This is a genomic window from Dorea sp. D27 (genome assembly GCF_001185345.1).
GTDB lineage: Bacteria > Bacillota > Clostridia > Lachnospirales > Lachnospiraceae > Extibacter.
Genome location: NZ_KQ236745.1, coordinates 112861 through 133566, shown reverse-complemented (window position 1 = coordinate 133566; position 20706 = coordinate 112861). Strand labels below are relative to the sequence as shown.

General features: G+C 52.3%; 17 protein-coding genes and 1 riboswitch. Of the genes, 4 read left to right on the top strand and 13 right to left on the bottom strand.

From position 1 onward, the window contains the following. Positions 1-24: 24 nt before the first annotated feature. From xdhC to dsdA, 9 genes are all read right to left on the bottom strand, one after another. On the bottom strand, positions 25-540 hold the full coding sequence (xdhC, locus tag HMPREF0980_RS11950; RefSeq protein WP_049729323.1) for a xanthine dehydrogenase subunit XdhC: 516 nt from the start codon (positions 538-540) through the stop codon (positions 25-27). Beyond that, entirely contained in the window at positions 537-1421 is an 885-nt protein-coding gene (xdhB, locus tag HMPREF0980_RS11945) for a xanthine dehydrogenase subunit XdhB (RefSeq protein ID WP_049729322.1), read from the bottom strand. The genes xdhC and xdhB overlap by 4 nt, the downstream gene beginning before the upstream one ends. After that, positions 1414-3717 (bottom strand): xanthine dehydrogenase subunit XdhA, encoded by a 2304-nt coding sequence (xdhA, locus tag HMPREF0980_RS11940; protein ID WP_049729321.1) that lies wholly within the window; start codon positions 3715-3717, stop codon positions 1414-1416. Before xdhA ends, xdhB begins: the two co-directional genes overlap by 8 nt. A 4-nt stretch (positions 3718-3721) precedes the next feature. Next, positions 3722-5005 (bottom strand): amidohydrolase family protein, encoded by a 1284-nt coding sequence (locus HMPREF0980_RS11935; protein WP_049729320.1) that lies wholly within the window; start codon positions 5003-5005, stop codon positions 3722-3724. Positions 5006-5053: 48 nt separating this feature from the next. Further along, positions 5054-5150, bottom strand: a riboswitch (purine riboswitch). A 43-nt stretch (positions 5151-5193) separates the two neighbouring features. Then, a complete protein-coding gene (locus HMPREF0980_RS11930; protein WP_049729319.1) occupies positions 5194-6990 on the bottom strand; it encodes an ABC-F family ATP-binding cassette domain-containing protein in 1797 nt (598 codons plus the stop codon). A 3-nt stretch (positions 6991-6993) separates the two neighbouring features. Beyond that, the gene (locus tag HMPREF0980_RS11925; protein ID WP_049729318.1) at positions 6994-8421 is read right to left on the bottom strand and encodes a uracil-xanthine permease family protein; all 1428 of its coding nucleotides are present in this window, start codon (positions 8419-8421) and stop codon (positions 6994-6996) included. Between the two features lie 50 nt (positions 8422-8471). After that, positions 8472-9512, bottom strand: coding sequence for an XdhC family protein (locus HMPREF0980_RS11920; protein WP_084002755.1), 1041 nt, complete (start codon positions 9510-9512; stop codon positions 8472-8474). Between the two features lie 2 nt (positions 9513-9514). Next, on the bottom strand, positions 9515-10537 hold the full coding sequence (locus tag HMPREF0980_RS11915) for a molybdopterin-binding protein (RefSeq protein WP_049729316.1): 1023 nt from the start codon (positions 10535-10537) through the stop codon (positions 9515-9517). Between the two features lie 30 nt (positions 10538-10567). Next, a complete protein-coding gene (gene dsdA / locus HMPREF0980_RS11910) occupies positions 10568-11884 on the bottom strand; it encodes a D-serine ammonia-lyase (protein ID WP_304437662.1) in 1317 nt (438 codons plus the stop codon). A 150-nt stretch (positions 11885-12034) separates the two neighbouring features. Between dsdA and HMPREF0980_RS19600 the strand changes: the two genes are divergently transcribed. The 4 genes from HMPREF0980_RS19600 (at position 12035) to HMPREF0980_RS11895 (ending at position 15236) form a co-directional block, all read left to right on the top strand. Beyond that, positions 12035-12163: a hypothetical protein gene (locus tag HMPREF0980_RS19600; protein ID WP_255351355.1), complete on the top strand. Its 129-nt coding sequence runs from the start codon at positions 12035-12037 to the stop codon at positions 12161-12163. Positions 12164-12328: 165 nt separating this feature from the next. Beyond that, positions 12329-12706 carry a TIGR04076 family protein gene (locus HMPREF0980_RS11905; RefSeq protein WP_084002754.1) on the top strand — a complete coding sequence of 126 codons (378 nt, stop codon included), beginning with the start codon at positions 12329-12331 and terminating at the stop codon, positions 12704-12706. Next, positions 12699-13754: an aldo/keto reductase gene (locus tag HMPREF0980_RS11900; protein ID WP_049729314.1), complete on the top strand. Its 1056-nt coding sequence runs from the start codon at positions 12699-12701 to the stop codon at positions 13752-13754. The genes HMPREF0980_RS11905 and HMPREF0980_RS11900 overlap by 8 nt, the downstream gene beginning before the upstream one ends. 24 nt (positions 13755-13778) lie before the next feature. Then, positions 13779-15236, top strand: coding sequence for a Na+/H+ antiporter NhaC family protein (locus HMPREF0980_RS11895; RefSeq protein WP_049729313.1), 1458 nt, complete (start codon positions 13779-13781; stop codon positions 15234-15236). 63 nt (positions 15237-15299) lie between these two features. Here the strand turns inward: HMPREF0980_RS11895 and HMPREF0980_RS11890 are convergent, their stop codons facing one another. The 4 genes from HMPREF0980_RS11890 to HMPREF0980_RS11875 all read right to left on the bottom strand — a co-directional run bounded on the left by HMPREF0980_RS11890 (position 15300) and on the right by HMPREF0980_RS11875 (position 20700). Beyond that, positions 15300-16682: an NCS2 family permease gene (locus HMPREF0980_RS11890; RefSeq protein ID WP_049729312.1), complete on the bottom strand. Its 1383-nt coding sequence runs from the start codon at positions 16680-16682 to the stop codon at positions 15300-15302. A 104-nt stretch (positions 16683-16786) separates the two neighbouring features. Further along, positions 16787-18406, bottom strand: coding sequence for a phosphoenolpyruvate--protein phosphotransferase (ptsP, locus tag HMPREF0980_RS11885; RefSeq protein ID WP_049729311.1), 1620 nt, complete (start codon positions 18404-18406; stop codon positions 16787-16789). A 28-nt stretch (positions 18407-18434) separates the two neighbouring features. After that, on the bottom strand, positions 18435-18692 hold the full coding sequence (locus HMPREF0980_RS11880; protein ID WP_049729310.1) for an HPr family phosphocarrier protein: 258 nt from the start codon (positions 18690-18692) through the stop codon (positions 18435-18437). Positions 18693-18768: 76 nt separating this feature from the next. After that, positions 18769-20700, bottom strand: a complete 1932-nt coding sequence (locus tag HMPREF0980_RS11875; RefSeq protein ID WP_049729309.1) for a PTS fructose transporter subunit IIABC — start codon at positions 20698-20700, stop codon at positions 18769-18771. Between the last annotated feature and the right edge of the window lie 6 nt (positions 20701-20706).

Here is a 20706-nt window from a genome sequence, read left to right as displayed (position 1 = left end):
ATTATCCTTTTTATGTCATCTCCGTCAGGTAGAAGAAAGTCGCTTTTTCATCGTCTTTTCCACTGCATTCAGTATATTTTCGTAGCCGGTGCATCTGCACAGATGGCCAGACAGCTGCTTCTTGAGCTCCTCTCTCGTATATTCCCTGCCTGATTCCAGTATCTCTACAGCACTCATAATAAATCCCGGGGTGCAGAAGCCGCACTGTACGGCAGCCTCGTCTATAAATGCCTGCTGGATATCCGACAGCTCCCCGTCCGGTCCCATGAGCCCCTCCAGCGTGCGGATATCCCTTCCGTCCGCCCACACTGCGAGATAGATGCAGGAATTATAACACTCGCCGTCTATCATTACATTGCAGGCTCCGCATTCGCCGACCTCGCAGCCTTTTTTTACGCTCGTCAGACGATAGTCGTTCCTCAGCATATCCGTAAGAGACGCGCGAACGTCTACCATGGTCTCCACTGCTTTCCCATTGATGGTACACGTCACGAGTCTGTACTGCTTACCTGGAACGCTTCTGCTTTCACTTCTGTTCATCGCTTCTCACCTCCTGCCCGGTTAACTGCTTCTTCCATCGCTCTCCTTGCAAGCACCTGGGAGATATGTTCCCGGAACGCCTTGCTTGCCCTCCAGCTTTCTCTCGGGCGGATATCCTTCAACACTTCCGCCGCAAACTGACGGTATGTCTCATCCTCCGCCTTCTTCCCCTTTGCCGCACGCTCTGCGGCCGGACAGCGGAGCGGAACCGGTCCGGCCACGCCGAAGGCTATCCTCACATCTTCCAGACATTCCTTATCCTCCGAAAGCTTTACGTTGACGGAACAGCCGAGCGTCGCAATATCCATTGCATTTCTCATGGCGTATTTGATATAGTGTCCTGCATACCCTTCGTAAGAGGCTTTTGGTATCAATACGGCGGTCTCAATTTCTCCATGTCTCAGATCAACGCATCCTGCCTTAAGGTAAAAGTCCTGGATAGGAACGACGCGCACCCCGTCCGGACCGGCCAGTTCAACAAGCGCGTCATATGCGAAAAGCGTGGACGCGGAGTCCGCCGATGTGACACCGTTACACGTATTTCCTCCGATAGTTCCGATGTTGCGTATCTGGGGGCCACCGACTTTATCTACCGCCTCTCCGAGCACATGCATATGTCTCTGGATGAGCGGGTTCTTCGTGACATGTGAAAAACTTGTGAGGGAACCGATTCTCAGCGTCCCATCCTCTTCCAGCATAACCCCGCGCAGTTCATCCAGCCCGTAAATGCTTACAAGCTCCGGTTCCTTCAGCTTCCCTTCCCGTATCTTAATCAGGATATCGCTGCCTCCTGCAATCACTTTTGCATCCGGGTGCTCTTCCAGCAATCGTATTGCATGCGATACACTTTCCGCCTCATACAGTGCTTTTAAATCATACATCAAGCAGCCCTCCCTTCTTAAATTCCTCAAACAGGACATGCGGGCTCAGGGGTATCTGACTGATGCCGATGCCAGTAGCCTGAAGTACCGCGTTGCGAATGGCAGGCGCCACCGAACAGACCGGCGGCTCACCGAGCGCCTTAGTGCCAAAGGCACTCGTAGGCTCATAATTCTCCACGAACTGTCCTTCCAGATGGGGATGGTCCATAGCCGTAGACAGTTTATAGTCGAGCAGGTTGCCGTTCAGCGTCCTGCCTGTCACTGCATCGAACTTTTCCATTTCGGACAGTGCATATCCTATTCCCATGCTCATACCGCCGTGCACCTGCGCCTTCGCCAGTGCAGGGTTGATCAGCCGTCCGCAGTCATGGACATTCACGATATCGATCAGTCTTACTTTACATGCCTCGATATCTACTTCAACTTCCGCCATCGTACAGCCGAAGGAATAAGCATTGCTTTTAATCTGATAGGTGCTCTCCGCTGTCAGGTGTTCACTGTGGCTGAGGCTGTAGAGTGCTTCTGTTGCCAGTTCCCCCAGCAGCAGCATTGGACGGCCGTCGCTCTTTCGCACGATGACGCCTTCCTGCAGGTCAAGCTGGCTGACTGGCATACGTGTAAGTTCCTGAGCATAGGCCAGTATCCGTTTCTTCAAAAGTCCTGCTGTCTGTTCTATGGAGAAGCCGGCGGTATAAGTCTGCCTGGACGCATACGCTCCCGTTCCAAAGGGTGTCACATCTGTATCCTGGGATGATATGATATGTACATTTTCAAACGGTATGCCGAGCGCATCCGCCGCCATCTGGGAAAACGCCGTGTCTGCCCCCTGCCCGATCTCTGTTTCACCGACCTGCACCTGTACGGATCCGTCTTGATTGAGCACCATCCTGCACGAAGATGTCTCCAGAGAGATGGGCCAGACCGCCGTATTGTACCAGAATACGGCCAAGCCTATCCCTCTGCGGATATTCCCGGTCTGCACGGCATATTCCCGTACCTTCCTTTCATAATCCATATATGCCGAAGCCTTATCCATACACTCATTAAACGTGTCGTAATAATTTTCATTCTTGGAAAATACGTCCACATATCCCTGTGGCATCACGTTCTTTCTTCTGAATTCAATGGGGGACATGCCGACTGCTCTTGCCACATCGTCCGTGTGGCTCTCTACCGCGAACATAGCCTGTGGTATTCCATAGCCTCTCATGGCTCCGGCCACCGGCCTGTTGGTAAATACGGTATAACAATCCGCCTCCACATGCGGGCAGGGATACAATTGTGGAAAAGCTCCCATCCCCTTAGCCACGACGCCGTGGCCGTGTGACGCATAGGCTCCCTGGTTGGAGTATGCCGTCAGCTTGCGTGCGGCATACGTGCCGTCCGGCCTGACCCACGATACGATGTGGCTTCTGATTGCGTGCCGCACCCTCGTACAGTTGAACGCCTCTTCCCTGCTTATGTCCAGCTTCACGAGATGCCCGCCGCACTGCATGCTCAGATATGCACAGAGCGGCTCATAGAGGACATCCTGCTTGTTGCCGAACCCGCCGCCGATATACGGCTTGATGACCCGCACCTTCCCCCACGGAATTCCAAGCGCCTGCCCTACGACCCTGCGCACGATGTGGGGAATCTGGGTGGAAGCCGTGACATTGATCTTATGGTCTGCCTCATACGCATAACAGACAAAGTTCTCGATATGGCAGTGCTGCACCGATGGAGTATCATACCACCCCTCTATCCTGATGAGTCCCGGTTCCTTTATAGCCTCTTCGTAATTGCCGCTGCGGATGCCCGTATGATTCAGCACATTGCCCGGATATGCGTCATGCAGCTGTGGCGCTCCGTCCTTCATGGCATCCTCTACGTCCAGAACGAACGGATATTCTTCATATGTTACTTTGACGAGCCGCGCTGCCCTGGCTGCCGTCACTTCATCTTCCGCTACGACTGCCGCCACGTCATCCCCATAAAACCGCACCCGGTCCGTCAGCATGAGCCGGTCCGAGACATCTTGATGGGCCTCATCCGTAGACCACGGATGCCCCGCTGTAGGGTAATAGTTTTTCGGTACGTCAAAGCAGGTTATTACCCGGACCACGCCAGGGAGCTTCTTTGCTTCTTCCGTATCTACGGAAAGCACCCTGCCGTTCGCCACTGTAGAATGTATGATCCGGGCGGCATATGCCTCCCTGCCGCATAGGTCATCCGTGTACCTGGCCCTTCCGGTCACCTTGTCATACGCGTCCACCCGGTTTACGCTTGTACCGACTGCTCTCTTTCGCTGCTCCATCTGCTCACCTCCAGAACACTTCTTCACCGGCTGCATATTTGCCGGTAATCTCAGCCTCACTGCTTAAGTATATGAGCCGTTCGAGACGGTCAGAAATGTCCGTTCTCTCACGGTCTGATACCGCACTGTCATCTATGATAACCGCATCAAATTCATAACCTTGTTCAAAACTCCCCACTTTTCCGAAGAATGCACCGCCTCCCTTCGTCGCCAGATAAAAACTTTCCGCGGCCGTCAGAGGCTTCAGCCCGCTGTCCACCAGCCGCCACCGGAGCTTGGATGCCTGTATTGCATGTGCCATGGCCGTAAAGAGGTTCTCCGTCGAACCGCCCGCCACGTCGCTGCCGAGCCCCGTCGGAATTCCTTCTTCGAGAAAAGCCCGCACCGGAGCTATCCCGGATGACAGGTTCATATTAGATTCCGGGCAGTGGGCAATGAACACTCCATTCTCTTTCATCCTCCTGCGTTCCCGCTCATCCGAGTGCACACAGTGGGCCATCACAGTCGGTGCATCCGCTCCGAACAATCCGAACCTGTCATAGGCATCCCCATAGAACTCCGACTCCGGACATAGCTCCTGCACCCATTCCACTTCACTTACGTTCTCAGACAGATGTGACTGTACCGGAAGTCCAAACCGCATCTGTATCTTTTTCAGATGTTCCATCAACGCATCCGTGCAGGTAGGGATAAATCTGGGTGTCAGTATGGGCTTCGTATTCCTGTACCGTTTCCGGCAGTCCTTGATCCACTCCACCGTATCTTCCGCAGAAGCGTCAGCATCTGCTTCTGTCAGGTAATCCGGCGCATTGCGGTCCATATTTACCTTCCCCACCAGTGTACGAAGTCCGGACTCCTCCAGCTTATCCATCAAAAGTTCCGTGGCCGGCACATGTACCGTCCCAAAGATGCACGCCCGTGTCGTAGCACTGAACTTCAGCTTCTGCGTAAACCTCTCGTACGCTTCGGCCGCATAAACCGTATCCTCATATTTTGCCTCTTCCGGAAATGTATGTTCCTTCAGCCAGTCCAGAAGTTCCAGATCCATCCCAAGTCCCCGGAACGAGTACTGCGGTGCATGCATGTGCAGATCCACAAGTCCCGGCACGATAAGCGCACCTTCCGTATCCCGCACCGGACAGTCCTCATACCCCCCCGGAAGCCTCTCATACACGCCTTCCGATATTCCGTTTCTGCATACTACATACCCGTCCTTTAATTTCGTAAGCTCTGTCGGGGTCCTGCTGTAGCAGATGTCTCCTTTTAATATAAAAATAGATTCATTCACCGGTCAAACCTCCTTCTTCCTCAGCAGCCCGCAAATATCCGCAGACTGTTACATCGTGCGGATACTTATAGACAACTATTTACGGTAGTTGGTAGAAACGCTCAACCGATTATGAACCTATATAAGTCTCCATATTTTTTGTTGCTTCTTAATTTTATCGTATCACAGGAAAAGCTGTCAGTCAATGCTTAACTCTGGCTGTTCATCCTCTCATTCAGATCATTTAGATATACCCACCGTTCCATCTTCGTCTCCAGCATCTGTTCCGTATCTTGCTTCTCCTGCAGCAATGCATTCAAGGCTGCTGAGCTGGTGGCATTCTCAAGTATGCGTTCCTCCAGATTCCTGACCTGCTCTTCCAGCGCTGCAATCTCTTCATCAATCACTTCAAATTCCTGCTGCTCTTTGTACGTGAACTTCAGCTTCTTCTCACCCGTTTTCCATGATTTCGCAGTCTTTTCCTTCTGCTTTTTCTCCCGTTCAGATTCCTTGTATCCACTTCGGCCCCTCTTTAGCAGGTAGTCCGTGTATCCGCCCTCATATTGGACTATCCTGCCTTCTCCTTCGAACGCAAAGATTCTGCTAACGATGCGGTCCAGAAAATAACGGTCATGTGATACGGCTATCACAATTCCTTCGAACTGATCCAGATAGTCCTCCAACACGTTCAGCGTCTGGATGTCGAGGTCGTTCGTCGGCTCATCCAGCACCAGCACATTAGGTGCCCCCATTAGAATACGCAACAGATACAGCCTTCTTTTCTCGCCGCCGGACAGCTTCTCAATCCTGCTCCACTGAAGTGCACCGTCAAACAGGAACCGCTCCAGCATCTGGGATGCGCTTATCGTTCCCTCCGGTATGGTGACATACTCTCCGGCTTCCTTCACATAGTCAATGACACGCATGGAATCATCCATATACTCATTTTCCTGAGAAAAATAGCCCACCTTAATCGTCTCTCCCATCTCCACAGAGCCGGAATCCGGCTCAAGGTTCCCGGTGATTATCTTTAGAAGCGTACTCTTGCCGCATCCGTTTTCACCTACGATGCCAATCCGGTCATTCCTGAGGAAAATATAGGAATAATCTGCTATTACAGCCCGTCCGCCATATGATTTGGCTATATGTGCAGCTTCTACCGTCTTCTTCCCCATTCTGGAAGACATGGAACTCATCGCTATGCTTTTCTCCTGCTCAGGAGCGCTCTGTTCCTGGAGCGCCGCGATTCTACCGATGTGGGCTTTCTGTTTTGTGGATCTGGCCCGCGCGCCCCTGGCCAGCCATTTGAGTTCGGTCCGCAGCAGGCTCTGCCTCTTTCTCTCCGCCGCGCTCTCCATGTCCTGTCGCTGCATCTTCAGATTCACATATTCCGAATAGCTGCCGGGATAGTTATAGAGCCCTGCCCTCTCAATCTCTACGATTCTCGTTGCAACCCTGTCCAGAAAGTAACGGTCATGAGTCACCATCACGATGGCTCCCCGGAACTTGATAAGATATTGTTCGAGCCACTCTGCCATCGCACCGTCGAGATGATTGGTCGGCTCATCCAGCACAAGTATGTCCACAGGCGCAAGAAGCACTCCCGCCAGTGCCGTCCGCTTCTTCTGTCCCCCGGACAGCGTATCTACTTCCGTGTCATAGGAAGGAAGGCCAAGGCGGTTGATCATTGCCTTGGCTTCGCTTTCTATCGTCCATTCATTGCTCTTGTCTACATTGTCTTTCAGCACGGCTTCTAAAATAGTTGCTGCTTCATCGAAAACGGGATTCTGCGGCAGATAGCGCAGCTTTACGTTACTGCCCGCGCTTATGACGCCGCGGTCTGCCCCCTCTACACCCGCCACAATTTTGAGCAGGGTGCTCTTGCCGGTTCCGTTGACGCCGACGATGCCGATTTTATCATGGTCATGGATACTGAATTCCACACCGTCCAGCAGGATTTTATCTGTAAAGGATTTTGTGATACCTTCCATTGTCAGTAAGTTCATGGCTTATTCCTCATTTTTCTCTGCAAACGGGTCTTTCCCTTCCGGTATTGCTATATTCAGCACCATGGCTACCAATGCCGCAGGTACGATTCCGGAACCTCCGAACACATAGCCGACCCACTCAGGAAGCTGGTTCAGCACGTCTGCTGTTGAACCGAGCCCGTAACCGAAGCCGAGCGCTACCGCCACAATCGTGACGACCCTGTTATTGACGCCTCTCTTCGTCACAAGCTGGATACCGCTGACGACGATAGAAGAAAACATCATGACCGCTGCGCCGCCAAGCACCGACTGCGGCATCATCTCAAACAGCGCTGCAATCTTTGGAAAGAATCCGCAGAGAACGAGAATGCCCGCACCCATGGACAGCGCGAACAGATTGACGATCTTCGTCATTCCCACCAGCCCCACGTTCTGGCTGAAGGATGTGTTCGGCAGCACTCCGAAGAATGACGCTACAGAAGATCCAAGCCCGTCGCATATGACGCCGCCGGACATCTCCTTATCCGTAGCTTCTCTGCCGAGCCCTCCTTCCGTAATGCCGGAGATATCGCCTATCGTCTCAACTGCCGTGACAACGAACATAATCAGCATCGGAACGACCGCCTTGATGTCAAAGACGAATTTGACCGGCATGAACTTAGGCAGCGAGAACCATTCCGCACCTGCCACCTTCCCCCAGTCAAGCACCCAGGAGCACGTAGCGGTGACCGCCTTCTGCGTCCCGGCGTCCACATACTCGTATGTAGTCGGAAGGAACATTGCCAGCGCTGCACATAAGATATATCCGATGATGATGCCGAAAAGGATAGAAGCCGCGCTGCTGATTCCTCTTGTAAAGTGCTTCAGCAGGATGATGCTTACCAGCACGACGGCACCTACGAGCAGATTCACCGGAGAGCCAAAGTCGCCGTTCGTATTGCCGCCGCCGAATGAATTGATGCCGACTGATATGAGGGAAAGCCCGATAGCCATCACTACCGTACCGGTCACGACCGGTGGGAAGAACCGTCTCAGCGGCTTCAGAAAGAAACCGAGCACCCCCTCGAACAGCCCTCCAATCAGGCTTGCCCCGAGTATGGCACCGTAGGCAATCACGCCGCCGCCCATAGACGCGCAGATTCCCTTGCTCACACCGATGAATCCGGAGCTCGTCCCCATGATAATCGGCAGTCGCGCACCGACAGGCCCTATTGCAAAGAGCTGGACGAGTGATACTACCCCTGCTATGAGCATAGCGCTCTGCAGTACATCTCTCAGCACTCCCGCATCTCCAAGTCCGCACATCCCTCCGATAATCAGCAGAGGCGTCAGGTTCCCTACAAACATGGCAAGCACATGCTGCAGACCGAGCACAGCGGCCTGCCCGAATGGAATCCTGCCTTCCAGCTCGTAAGGGCTTGAATATGTCTTTACTTTTTCATTTCCCATTCTCTCTTCCTCCTGTGTAACACTCATACTTCAAAAGAGTACCATTGATGTCATGCCTTGTCAATGGTCTGGGATTCCATCCATACTTCTATCGTCCCGCCGCATACCATGCCCGCGTCTTCCGCTTCCCTTCCGGTCATGTCGACGGTGCACAATTCTGACTTTCTTCTTTCCCGCATCATCAGAAGCGCTTTTCTTATGACCTCATTTTCCGCACAGCCGCCGCCGATTGTTCCAATCGTGAATCCGTCCTCCTCCACGAACATCTTTGTTCCTGTCTCACGGGGCGCAGAGCCTTTTCTGGAGACGATGACTGCAAGCACGCCTCGTTTCCCGGCACAGGACTTATCCGTAAGATGAGCAAGCAGCTCCTGGTCATATGCCTCTATCCTTCTCATGCTGTTCTTCACCTGTATGACCTCCGCCATAATGGAGACGGCAATCTCCTCCGGCGTCTCTGCGCCGATGGCAAGTCCGATCGGGGCATGGATACTTTCCAGAAGCTTTCTGGGCGTCCCTCCTTCCATAAGCTGCTGCCTGACAATGCCGACCCGCTTCCTGCTCCCCATCATACCGACATAGGCATGAGGCTTTTTCACAGCCTGGTCAAGACAGATGCCGTCATACCGGTGGCCCCTCGTCACTATCACAAAATAGGTATCCTTGCCGCCTGTAATCCTGTCCATCCCTTCTGAAAATGGTTCGCAGATTACCTGATCCGCACCGGCTCTTCTCGCACAATCCGCAAACTTAGGGCGGTCTTCCAGCACGGTAACTGCAAAGCCCGCCATTTTCCCAATCTGTATGACGGGTATGGACACATGCCCGCCGCCGCAGACGATGAGCTCTTTCCTGCTGCCGATATATTCGCAGAATACCCTCTGCCCTTCAAGTTCTGCCACGCTGTTCCCCGCAACCTCTGCAAGTTCCGGCAGATGGCTCATGAGGAACGGGCAGGCGCCGGACTTCCATAAGACCTTTCCACCTGACAGAAATACCCTCTCTCCCGCATTCAAGCCTTCCATCACGACTGCCGTCATATTATCTTCATCATCTCTGCGGTTCTGTATATATTCATATAGTGTATCCATCGCTAAGCTCCCTTTCCAAATCCACAGTTTGGAAACGTACAGACAGGGCAGGAGAGGCACAGCCCTCCCCGGCCCAGCCTGCTGAAATCTTCCGCCTGCAGTCTCTCCCCCGCGAGCACCCGGGGAAGCACAAGGTCAAAGATGGTCCTCTTAGCGTACATGACGCAGCCCGGAAGCCCCATGACCGGAATATCTCCTCTGTACGCCAGCATGAACATAGCCCCCGGCAGAACAGGAGCTCCGTAGGTAACGACCGTATCTGCGCAGTTTCTGATAGCAAGAGGCGTGCGGTCGTCTGGATCCACACTCATGCCTCCGGTACAGATGACAAGTTCTGCACCGCCATTCACACAACTTTGTATGGCTCCTTCAATCATGGAGGGATCATCGTTACAAACAGCTGTGCTGATAACTTCCGCGTCATATTCTTTCAGCTTGTCGATGACGACCGGCGTGAATTCATCTTTAATTCTTTTATGATATACTTCGCTGCCCGTCGTAATGACAGCCGCTTTCACTTTCTTGAAAGGAAGTATGTGGAACATCGGCCTTTCACCGCACACCTTTTTCGCCTGTTCCATCTTCTCCTTCTCGATAACAAGCGGGATGACACGCATACCTGCAAGCTTATCCCCCTTTTCTACCGGGAAATTGCCGTGGCGGCTGGCGATTATCATCTCACCGAGCGCATTCACCGCGTCAACACGTACGGAATCCACCTTCAGGATGCCACTGCAGTCAGCGATAAGCTCGATCTTACCTTCCTTCACGTCAGAAGGATGCATATGATCCCCCTGGCTCAGTTCCCTGAGGATCTCTGCGGCGTCATTTTCATGCAGCATCCCTTCGTCCGGTTCCCAGACATAGATATGTTCTTTTCCCACTGACAAAAGTACCGGTATATCCTCTTCTTTTATGATATGCCCTTTGCAAAAGACCACATCCTTCGTCACTCCTCTTATAATCTGTGTTATGTCATGGCACAGCACGCTCCCTACGGCGTCTTCCACCTTTCTCTGCCTCATCGTGGCTTTTGCCTCCTTTTATACTCCGTCTCAATCCAGATAAGTCTTCTTGTATTCCTCCCGGATTTCTTCCGGCACGAGCCTGCCCCCGGTGGCCCATGCGATATGTACCGCGTCTTTCATCTTATCTTCCAGCCCGTGTTCCCGGATATAGGCCCGCGTCTCCTCATACTTAAGAAGTCTGGCTGGTCCTTCAAACGCCGCACATGCACTCGGCTCAAGGAAGATGTCCTCCGTTTCAAGAAGATTGCGCATGTACTCGTACAGCCACTTGTCTTTTAATGTAAACTCCCCGCTTAAAAGCGGCTCCATCACCTTGCCCACAAAACCTGACGGACGCCCTACGGCCAGCCCGTCTGCATGAGTCAGGCCCGTCAGGCCGACATCCTGCACAGAAATGCCGTTGTGCAGCCCTGTGGCCATGCCGAGCAGCATGCACGGGGCCTGTACCGGCTCCGCGAAGAAGCAGTGTACATTGTCCCCCCACAGTTCCTTGAGCCCGAACGTAACCCCGCCCGGGGCTCCGCCGACACCACAAGGGATATAGACGAACAGCGGATGGGCTTCATCTACGTTTACGTCCAGCTCTTCAAGCTGGCTTCTGAGCCGCTTTGCAGCCACCGCATAGCCCATAAAAAGGTTCTTTGAATTCTCGTCATCGATAAAGTAGCTCTTCGGATTGGCGTCTGACTCCCTCCTGCCGTTCTTTACCGCCTCGCTGTAATCGGATGCATACTCGACCACTTTCACCCCGTGGCTTCTCAGCATGTCCTTCTTCCACTGCCTCGCATCCGCGGACATGTGGACAATCACTTCATATCCGACGGCAGCGCTGGCGATTCCGATGCTAAGGCCCAGGTTTCCTGTGGAGCCGACCTGTATCGTATACTGGCTGAAGAATTTCCTGCACGCTTCAGACGCAAGAGCGGAATAATCATCTTCTATCGTAATCAGACCTGCTTCCAGCGCCAGATCCTCCGTGTGCTTCAGTACTTCATATATGCCGCCTCTTGCCTTTACGGAACCGGCGATTGCCAGATGGCTGTCCTGCTTTACCATCAGGCGTCCCTGGATGCCGCTACCATATGCCTTGTTCAGATACGCCTGCATCATCGGCACCGGAGTCAGCACAGACTCGATGAGCCCGCCCCGGTCGGCGGTCTCTGGAAAACATTTCACGATGAACGGGGCGAAACGCGCAAGTCTATTCTCAGCGTCTTCAATATCTTCCATCGTTACCTCCAGGCTCACCTCTTCATAAGGCCTGAGTCCGGGATTGATCCATGCAGCCTCTTCTGCGGCCGCAATCTTTTTTACAACAGGAATCTCCATAATCTTTTTATCCATAAGGCTTATCCTCCTCCGTTCATTTTATATATTTTAACACACATGGTCTGTTTTTACTATCCTGACAGATTTGAATTACATCCATTTGTTGACATCTTTTAGTATCAGTGATATAATACACGAAAATCAGAAACCGAAGATGAGGAAGTTATGCTGCCAAACGGTCTTCAGCGAATCCGGGACGGTGCAAGCCGGACAGACGCCAGTGACAGCAAGTGGGCCTCAGAGGGCGAGGTGAACGTATTCCAAGTAGCCGAGACGCAAAGGCCGGCGTTATAGGGCCGGGGATGTTGTCATGCATCCTGCTGAGAGGGTATGTCTATACCAAACAAGGTGGTACCGCAGGAGTTCAGCCTGTCCTTGAAAACAATTGTTTTCAAGGACTTTTTTTATTACACGCGCAGCTGCGTTTCACGATAATAACTGACAGAAAGGATGTTGTATATGAATGATGAATTTACACTGTATGATCTGAAGGTAGAGGTCGTCGGCTCAGAGAAGCCGATGGTATGCAGCCATGAGGAGGGAGACTATTTTCTCGTGAAAGGAGAGAATCTCGTATTTCCACAGACTTCTTCCTTCTCCATGTATTCTCTTGCAGCCCTTCTCCCTCTGCTTCCTGCTAAGCAAAGAGAACTGCATGAAAACGACTGGATGCTCTCGGACTCTGTCATCGCCTGCCCGGATCCCAATTGCGGCGCCAGGTTCAGAATAACACGGATTGGAACCCGTACGCTGCGGCATTCTGAATGTACCGTTGAAAGCATACATTCCAAAAACGATAACGATAGATACGGGACGGAGGAACAGGAGCATGCATGAGAGAATTGAACTGACGAAAGACTATACCATCAGCCGGGTACTGAACGGATGCTGGCAGCTGTCAGAAGGTCACAGCCTGCAGGCCGGCCTTGATTTCAAGGATGTGATGAACGCATTCCACATGCTGGCAGAGCAAGGTTTCACTACCTTTGACTGTGCGGATATCTATACCGGGGTAGAAGAATTTATAGGTAAATTCGTTACGGAATTAAAACACGGACACGGGATTTCCTCCGACGACATCCAGATCCACACAAAGTATGTGCCGGATATCAACCATCTGGCCCAGGTGGATTATGCCGCTACCGAACGGATCATCGACCGCAGCCTGAAGAGGCTGAACCGTGACACCCTAGATCTCGTACAGTTCCATTGGTGGGACTACGATGTGCCGGGCTGCGTAGAGACTGCCGGCAGCTTGCTGCGGTTGAAAGAGAAAGGGAAAATCCGTAATATCGGTGTCACGAACTTCGATACGGTCCATCTGAAGGAACTGGTGGATGCGGGCATACCGGTCGTTTCCATGCAGGCCCAGTATTCTCTGTTTGACAGACGTCCAGAACGCAGGCTTCTTGATTACTGTATGGATAATGACATCAAAATGCTCTGCTATGGTACGTTATCCGGCGGTTTTCTGGCAGAAAAATGGATCGGGGCAGCCGCTGCAGAACCTGAAACCCGTTCTCAGGTCAAATACCTCCAGATCATCGAAGATACCCTTGCATGGGACGGCTATCAGAGGCTGCTCGTTCTGCTGTCCGACATCGCCCGGAAATATAATGTGGGCATCTCAAACGTGGCATCCAAATATATCCTGAGCCGGCCCGGCGTGGCCGGTGCCATCATCGGTATACGCAACAGCCGCCACGTACAGTCTAACTCCAGAATCTTCAAGTTTGAACTGGAGGAAGAGGAAATTCAGATGATACGGGACTTTTTACAAACGTTTCCTTCTCCGGAGGGCGAGCCGTTTGAGCTGGAACGAACCGTCGGCTCCAAATACCGCGGTATCATGCACATGAATATTAACGAAAAGGAACAAAGCTAACCGCACAATAGGAGAATCACAGACATGGAAAAGAAAAAACTTGAATTTCGAGGAGGCTTTGCCGTGGCATTCCTCCCGGTATACATCTTCTTATTCTTCTGTATCTTATACTTTGTAGTATTAAAGACATTTGAGATGTACGCGCTTGCAATGGGGGCTTTTGTCGCGCTGCTGCTCAGCGCCCTCTTCACGAAGAAAGGACATTACGAACGCTTTTGGGAAGCCGTGTACTCCGGCGCAAAGGAGGCAGTCCCGGTGACGGTTCTTTTGCTCATCATCGGCATGTTTTCCGCCATGATCAAGGCCGCCAACATCTCAACCGGCTTCGTATGGCTTGCCGACAGCCTGAACGTGGACGGAGGCCTTTTTACGGCGTTTACTTTCTTTGCCGTATGTATCATCGCCTCTGCCACCGGTTCTTCCCTGGGGACGATGTTCACCTGCTTTCCAATCTTCTATGCCGCCGGCATCTTACTCGGCAGCAATCCGGCGGCTCTTGCAGGGGCTATCGTGTGCGGCGGAATCTTTGGAGACAACGTGGCCCCGATTTCAGATACGACTATCATTTCAGCCGGCACGCAGGAGTATACGAAAAAATCCGGATTTGCCGACGTGGGAGGCTGTGTTGCCAGCCGCCTGAAATATTCGCTGGCGGCAGGCGCCGTCTCCTTTGTCCTGTTCTGGATCTTCGGCGGCGGAGGAATGTCGGGCAGCGGCGCCAAAGAGATTCTTGCTGAGAACAAGAATCCTGTCGCACTCGTGATGCTCATACCGGTTGCAGTCATGCTGTTCACCGCCGTGAAGACACGTAATATCTATAAAGCCATTACCGTGGGACTCATACTTGGGACAATCACCGGCCTTGCTTTCCATCTGCTCACACCGGACAGCATACTGTCCGTAAAAGACGGAGCGCCGGCCGGATACCTGACAGACGGAATCAATGGTATGATTGCTACCATAACTCTCGTAATCTCTGTGTACGGAATCATGGGCGTACTCACAGCGGCAGGGGCGCTGGAAAAGGTTACTGACATGATTCTCAGGAGCAGGTTTGGCAGAAGCGCCTGCAGCGCCGAGATTGCCATGATGCTCGGCATCTCTGCCACCACGATGTTCTTCGGCGGCGTGACGAGCGCCTCCATGGCAACCTTCGGAAAAATCCAGAATGAAATCGGTAAGCGTGCCGGCCTGCACCCTTACCGCCGCGCCAATCTTCTGGACGGTTTTGCCAACTCCATCGTCCTGGCAGTTCCTTTCCTGAGCGTCTTCGTATTCATCGGCTCCTCCCTCACGGCAGGATACGAATACGCCGGGGCACTGTCCGTCACGCAGGTAAGCTGTTTCATGTTCTACTGCTTTTCTCTGTTTGCCGTATTGCTCTTCTCGGTAATCACCGGATGGGGGAGGACATACGAAGGGGACGGAGGGCGTCCCGAGAAAAAAGCCGAGGGTCAGGAGACAGCGCAGTCTCCCAAATAACAAAAAAGAGCCAGAACCGGTCTGACCGACCTGATTCTGGCTCTTGCTGCAGGCTGGGGCCTGCTACAGGAATATGTATTTTAGTATGAATAATATGGCCAGTATGTACATAAGTACACTGATCTTCTTTTCCTTCGCCTTTCCTGTGAGCAGATTCAGCACTACAAAAGAGATGACTCCCATGGAGATACCTTCGGATATGCTGTAGAAGAACGGCATCGCCAGAATACAGATATAACATGGAATCGACTCTGCATAATCTTCAAAATCGATATTTACTACGTTCGTAAGCATGTAGAAGCCTACGACAACAAGAGCCGGAGCCGTGGCAAAAGAAGGGATTGCCAGGAAGATTGGTGACAGGAACAGCGCGAGCCCGAAAAGAACGGCCGTCGTCACAGCCGTAAGTCCTGTTCTTCCTCCTTCCGATACGCCGGAAGCACTCTCTACATATGTAGTGGTCGTCGTCGTTCCCAATACCGCACCTGCCGTGGTGGCAACGGCATCTGCCAGCAGCGCACCTTTGATGTTCGGGAGCTTTCCTTCTTCGTTGAGCATATTTGCCTTGGAAGATACGCCAATCAGTGTTCCAATCGTATCAAACATATCCACAAACAGGAATGCAAATATGACGACAATAAAGTTAACAGAAAAGATTCCTGAAAAGTCCAGCTTCATAAATACCGGTGCCAGGCTTGGTATGGACAGCCCTCCGCTGAAATCCGGGAGCAGCCCGTAGAATCCAAGTTCCGGGTTGGGAACGTAAAGTCCGGCAAACTGGCAGATAATACCGAGCACCCAGGTAATAAGGATACCCCAGAGGATATTACCTTTGATGTTCTTGATGACAAGTATGCCGGTGATGATGATGCCGATAACTGCCAGAAGTACGGTGATGCCCACATCATTAAAGGTTGCTTCCACTCCTTTTGCCGCATTGTATCCGTCCAGCGTGAACAGCTGAAGCAACGTAGAGCCTCCCGTTACAACATTGGCATTCTGGAGCCCGATAAAGGCGATGAAGAGGCCGATGCCTACGCTCACTGCCGCCTTCAGGTTCTTCGGAATCGCGTTGAATATGGCCTCACGTACATTCGTAAGGGACAGGATGATAAAGATGATACCTTCCACGAACACTGCGGTAAGCGCTACCTCCCACTTATACCCCATTCCCAGAACGACCGTGTACGCAAAATATGCATTCAGTCCCATACCAGGTGCAAGGGCAAACGGATAGTTGGCGCAGATTGCCATAAGCAGCGTACCAACGAGAGCGGCAAGGGCGGTTGCGGTAAAGATTGCCCCTGAATCCATGCCGGTTGCCGACAGGATGCTCGGGTTGACAGCCAGAATATACGCCATTGTCATGAATGTCGTGATGCCGGCCAGAATCTCTGTCTTCACGTCTGTACCGTTATCACTGAGTTTGAATAGCTTTTCTAACATTAAATTCCCTCCTTTGTAGTATTTGTCTCTCTTTCCTACGTTAATAGTATAACATATTTCAGTGTAACAAAACAGACCCGTAATGTAAACGGGTCTGCTAAATTTTATGACTCCCGGATTTTCTTTCTGAGCGGAAGCACCATGCCGGGCGATACCGACAGTTCATCGATGCCCATGGATAGGAAGGTGCCGGTCAGTGACAGGTCTGCGGCCAGTTCTCCGCATATGCCGATCCATATGCCTTCTGCGTGTGCACTCGCGGCCGCCATCTGAATCATTGCAAGTATAGCGGGATGATGGGCGTCATAGAAGTCATCCAGCTTCTCATTCTGCCTGTCGATTGCCAGCGTATACTGAGTCAGATCGTTCGTTCCCACGCTGAAAAAATCAACCTCTTTAGCCAGCTCACGGCTTACCATGACAGCGGCGGGCGTCTCAATCATAATTCCAATCTCAACGTCTTCCCGGAAGCTGATGCCTTCTGTCCGGAGTTCCGCCTTCACTTCTTCGATAATTTCTTTTATCTTCTTTACTTCTGCCACTGATATAATCATCGGAAACATGATGGCTATCTGCCCGAAGGCAGAAGCCCGGTACAGCGCCCTGAGCTGCGTCTTGAAGATGCCGGTCTGCGTGAGGCAGATACGGATCGCGCGGTATCCAAGCGCAGGATTTTCTTCCCTGTCAAGACCGAAATACTCTGCCTGCTTGTCTGCGCCGATGTCAAGTGTCCGAATGATCACTTTCCTTCCCGCCATATTCTCAGCCACCGTCTTATAGACTCCAAACTGCTGCTCCTCCGTCGGGTACGTGCTGCTCTCCAGGTAGAGGAACTCGCTTCGGAACAGTCCGATGCCGCCTGCGTCATTCTTAAGTACAGCCCCGACGTCGGCCATATTGCCAATATTGGCATATACGTTGATCTTCTGCCCTCCCGCAGTAATATTTTCCTTTCCTTTCAACTGCTGCAGAAGTTCTTTCTGTGCCATATCTTCCCGCTGCCTCTTCTTCATCCGTTCCATCGTCGGCTCATCGGGTTCGATGTATATCCTGCCTTCAAAGCCGTCTACTATCGCGGTCTTGCCGTCATACTCCGGCCGGAGGCCCTCCCCCGCCCCAATGACTGCCGGTATATTCATCGTCCTTGCCAGAATCGCTGTATGGGAATTGGAAGATCCATACATCGTCACGAATGAGAGCACTTTCTCTTTGTCCAGCTGTACCGTCTCGCTCGGCACGAGATCATCTGCGGCGATGATGACCGGCTCATCGATTGCCATCCGGCTGCCCTGTCTCTCACACAGCACATGGAGAAGCCGTTCAGACACGTCTTTGACGTCAGCGGCACGTCCTTGCATATACGCGTCATCCATGGCCTTAAACATAGCCGCGAAATTGTCTGCCGTAGTACCGATTGCGTACTCGGCGTTCACTTCCTGGGTCGTAATTATATTGACGACGGACTCTACGTAATCCAGGTCCTCCAGCATCATCTGATGTATCTCGAAGATCATAGCATTCGCCTCACCTACGTCTTCCATCGCCTTGTCATGCAGTTCCTGAAGCTCTGAGGAAGCTTTTGCCCTGGCTTCCTCAAACCGCTTCACCTCCTGATTCGTATCCCCCACATGGCATCTCTTGATTGTAATCTCTTCTCTTCTATAGAATGCAATCTTACCGATTGCGATACCGCCGTATACACTTTTACCTTCTAACGTAATCATCTCGAACCATTCCCTTTTCTGCAGTGGATTATAAGTTTTCCTTCATAAATGCTTCCAGCTCGCTGACAGCCTTCTCTTCGTCATCACCTTCTGCCGTTATGAATACTTCCTCGCCGCACTTGGCACCAAGCCCCATCACGCCAAAGATCCGCTTGGCATCCGCGCTCTTCTCACCTTTTCCAATCTTTATCTCCGACTGGAATCCATTGGCCTTCTTGACAAGCAGTCCTGCCGGCCTTGCGTGGATTCCTTCCTTGTCCGTGAGTACATACCTAAATTCTTTCATAATCTTCTCTCCTTTTCTTCGATAATATGATACTGGCAAGTTCCAAATAGATTACGAAACCATGTGCCTGATGCTGCTACCGTTTTTCTTCCGGAATCGGCCGTTTCAAAAGCACGATACCAGCCATGGACACGACAGCGCCTGCTGCCATTGCCAGAATGAACATCGGTGCGTTTTCAATAATCCCAATGACAAAGATACCTCCATGAGGTGCCCTTGACCCACAGCCGAAGGCCATCGAGAGCGCACCTGCCACTGCAGAGCCAAGCACGCACGGGGGGATGATGCGAAGCGGGTCCGCTGCCGCGAAGGGAATCGCGCCTTCCGTTATAAAAGACAGACCCATAATATAGTTAGTTATAGTCGTCTGCTTCTCACTCTTTGTGAACCGGTTCCTGAAGAATGTTGTCGCAAGCGCGATTGCCAGCGGAGGTGTCATCCCGCCTATCATAACTGCAGCCATGATATCAATCTGGCCGCTCGCGATAGCTGCCGTGCCAAACACATAGGCCGCCTTGTTGAACGGTCCTCCGAAATCGATGGACATCATGCCGCCGAGCACCGCTCCGAGCAGTATCTTGCTGGATTCACCCATCCCCGCCAGCATGTCATTCAACCATGTATTAAAGGCTCCAATCGGCGGATTCACGATAAAGATCATGATGATGCCCATGAACAGTATCCCTAAGAAGGGAAATAGCAGTACCGGTTTCGTACCTTCCAGCGACTTTGGAAGCCTGCCAAGCAGCTTCTTAATGAGCACCATGAGGTAACCGGCCACGAAACCTGCTATCAGTGCACCGAAGAATCCTGATGAAATCCACTCCTCTTCCGGCAGCATGACGGAAGTACCCGCCTTGGCGAGAAGGCCGCCCACGATACCCGGCATGAGCGCCGGCCTGTCACCGATAGCCATAGCGATATATCCTGCAAGAATCGGAAACATCATTCCGAATGCCGTATTGCCGACCGTGTTGAAGAAGAGCGCCAGAGGGCTTCCCTTGCCAAAGTCTGCCCCGCCGGCATTGGCTCCGTCCACGAGGAAGGATAAGGCAATCAGGATACCGCCGCCGATGACGAACGGAAGCATGTGGGACACGCCGTTCATCAGACTCTTATATATCTTGCGTCCAAGGCTCTCCCCGTCGTCGGACATGCTCTCTTCCCCGCCGCCTCTGCTGTGGTAGACAGGGACATTGCCGCTGACGGCTTCTGTAATCAGCTGTTCCGCTTTGCTGATACCATTTGCCACCTTGGTCATAAGGACCGGCTTTCCGTCAAACCGGGCCATCTTGACATCTTTGTCGGCGGCGATGATGATGCAGTCACATGCTGCTATCTCGTCAGCCGTCAGAACATTCTTATCTCCGCCTGACCCGTTCGTCTCGACCTTAATCGTATACCCCATCTCTTCCGCTTTGTTCTCCAGGCTCTCCGCCGCCATATACGTATGGGCGATTCCGGTCGGACACGCGGTGACTGCCAGTATGCGGAAGCCTTCCTTGGCCGGTTTTTCTTCCTTTATTTCTTCTTCCTGCTCCTCCGGGAACTTGGCACGCTCTGCCTTGTCTATTACTTCCAGAAACTCATCTGCCGATTCTGCTTTCATAAGATTCTCCCGGAAGCTGTCGTCCATAAGCAGCATGGACAACCTGCTCAGCACGTCCAGATGTACATTGTCTTCTGTATCCGGTGCCGCTATCAAGAAAATGAGGTGTACCGGCTCCGCGTCAAGCGCATCATAGTCCACACCTTCTTTTACCACCATGGCGGCAAGCCCCGGAGCTTTGACCGCCTCCGTCTTGGCATGTGGTATGGCGATTCCCTCTCCGATGCCTGTAGTACCTTCTTCTTCCCTTTGATAGACACCTGCCCTGTACGCATCTACGTCGGCGATATTGCCTCCTGCCGCCATAAGTCCCACCATCCGGTCGATCGCCTCTTCCTTCGTGTTCACGGCACCATCCAATTCAATGCTCGCCTTCTTGAGCAAGTCTACGATTTTCATGATATA

Coding starts and splice junctions, on each gene's coding strand:
- HMPREF0980_RS11925 (WP_049729318.1), bottom strand. CDS start 8,421: ATGGGAAATGAAAAAGTAAAGACATATTCAAGCCCTTACGAGCTGGAA.
- dsdA (WP_304437662.1), bottom strand. CDS start 11,884: ATGGATAAAAAGATTATGGAGATTCCTGTTGTAAAAAAGATTGCGGCC.
- xdhC (WP_049729323.1), bottom strand. CDS start 540: ATGAACAGAAGTGAAAGCAGAAGCGTTCCAGGTAAGCAGTACAGACTC.
- xdhB (WP_049729322.1), bottom strand. CDS start 1,421: ATGTATGATTTAAAAGCACTGTATGAGGCGGAAAGTGTATCGCATGCA.
- ptsP (WP_049729311.1), bottom strand. CDS start 18,406: ATGATTACGTTAGAAGGTAAAAGTGTATACGGCGGTATCGCAATCGGT.
- HMPREF0980_RS11900 (WP_049729314.1), top strand. CDS start 12,699: ATGCATGAGAGAATTGAACTGACGAAAGACTATACCATCAGCCGGGTA.
- HMPREF0980_RS11875 (WP_049729309.1), bottom strand. CDS start 20,700: ATGAAAATCGTAGACTTGCTCAAGAAGGCGAGCATTGAATTGGATGGT.
- HMPREF0980_RS11905 (WP_084002754.1), top strand. CDS start 12,329: ATGAATGATGAATTTACACTGTATGATCTGAAGGTAGAGGTCGTCGGC.
- HMPREF0980_RS11880 (WP_049729310.1), bottom strand. CDS start 18,692: ATGAAAGAATTTAGGTATGTACTCACGGACAAGGAAGGAATCCACGCA.
- HMPREF0980_RS11890 (WP_049729312.1), bottom strand. CDS start 16,682: ATGTTAGAAAAGCTATTCAAACTCAGTGATAACGGTACAGACGTGAAG.
- HMPREF0980_RS11930 (WP_049729319.1), bottom strand. CDS start 6,990: ATGAACTTACTGACAATGGAAGGTATCACAAAATCCTTTACAGATAAA.
- HMPREF0980_RS19600 (WP_255351355.1), top strand. CDS start 12,035: ATGCTGCCAAACGGTCTTCAGCGAATCCGGGACGGTGCAAGCCGGACA.
- HMPREF0980_RS11895 (WP_049729313.1), top strand. CDS start 13,779: ATGGAAAAGAAAAAACTTGAATTTCGAGGAGGCTTTGCCGTGGCATTC.
- HMPREF0980_RS11920 (WP_084002755.1), bottom strand. CDS start 9,512: ATGGATACACTATATGAATATATACAGAACCGCAGAGATGATGAAGAT.
- HMPREF0980_RS11915 (WP_049729316.1), bottom strand. CDS start 10,537: ATGAGGCAGAGAAAGGTGGAAGACGCCGTAGGGAGCGTGCTGTGCCAT.
- xdhA (WP_049729321.1), bottom strand. CDS start 3,717: ATGGAGCAGCGAAAGAGAGCAGTCGGTACAAGCGTAAACCGGGTGGAC.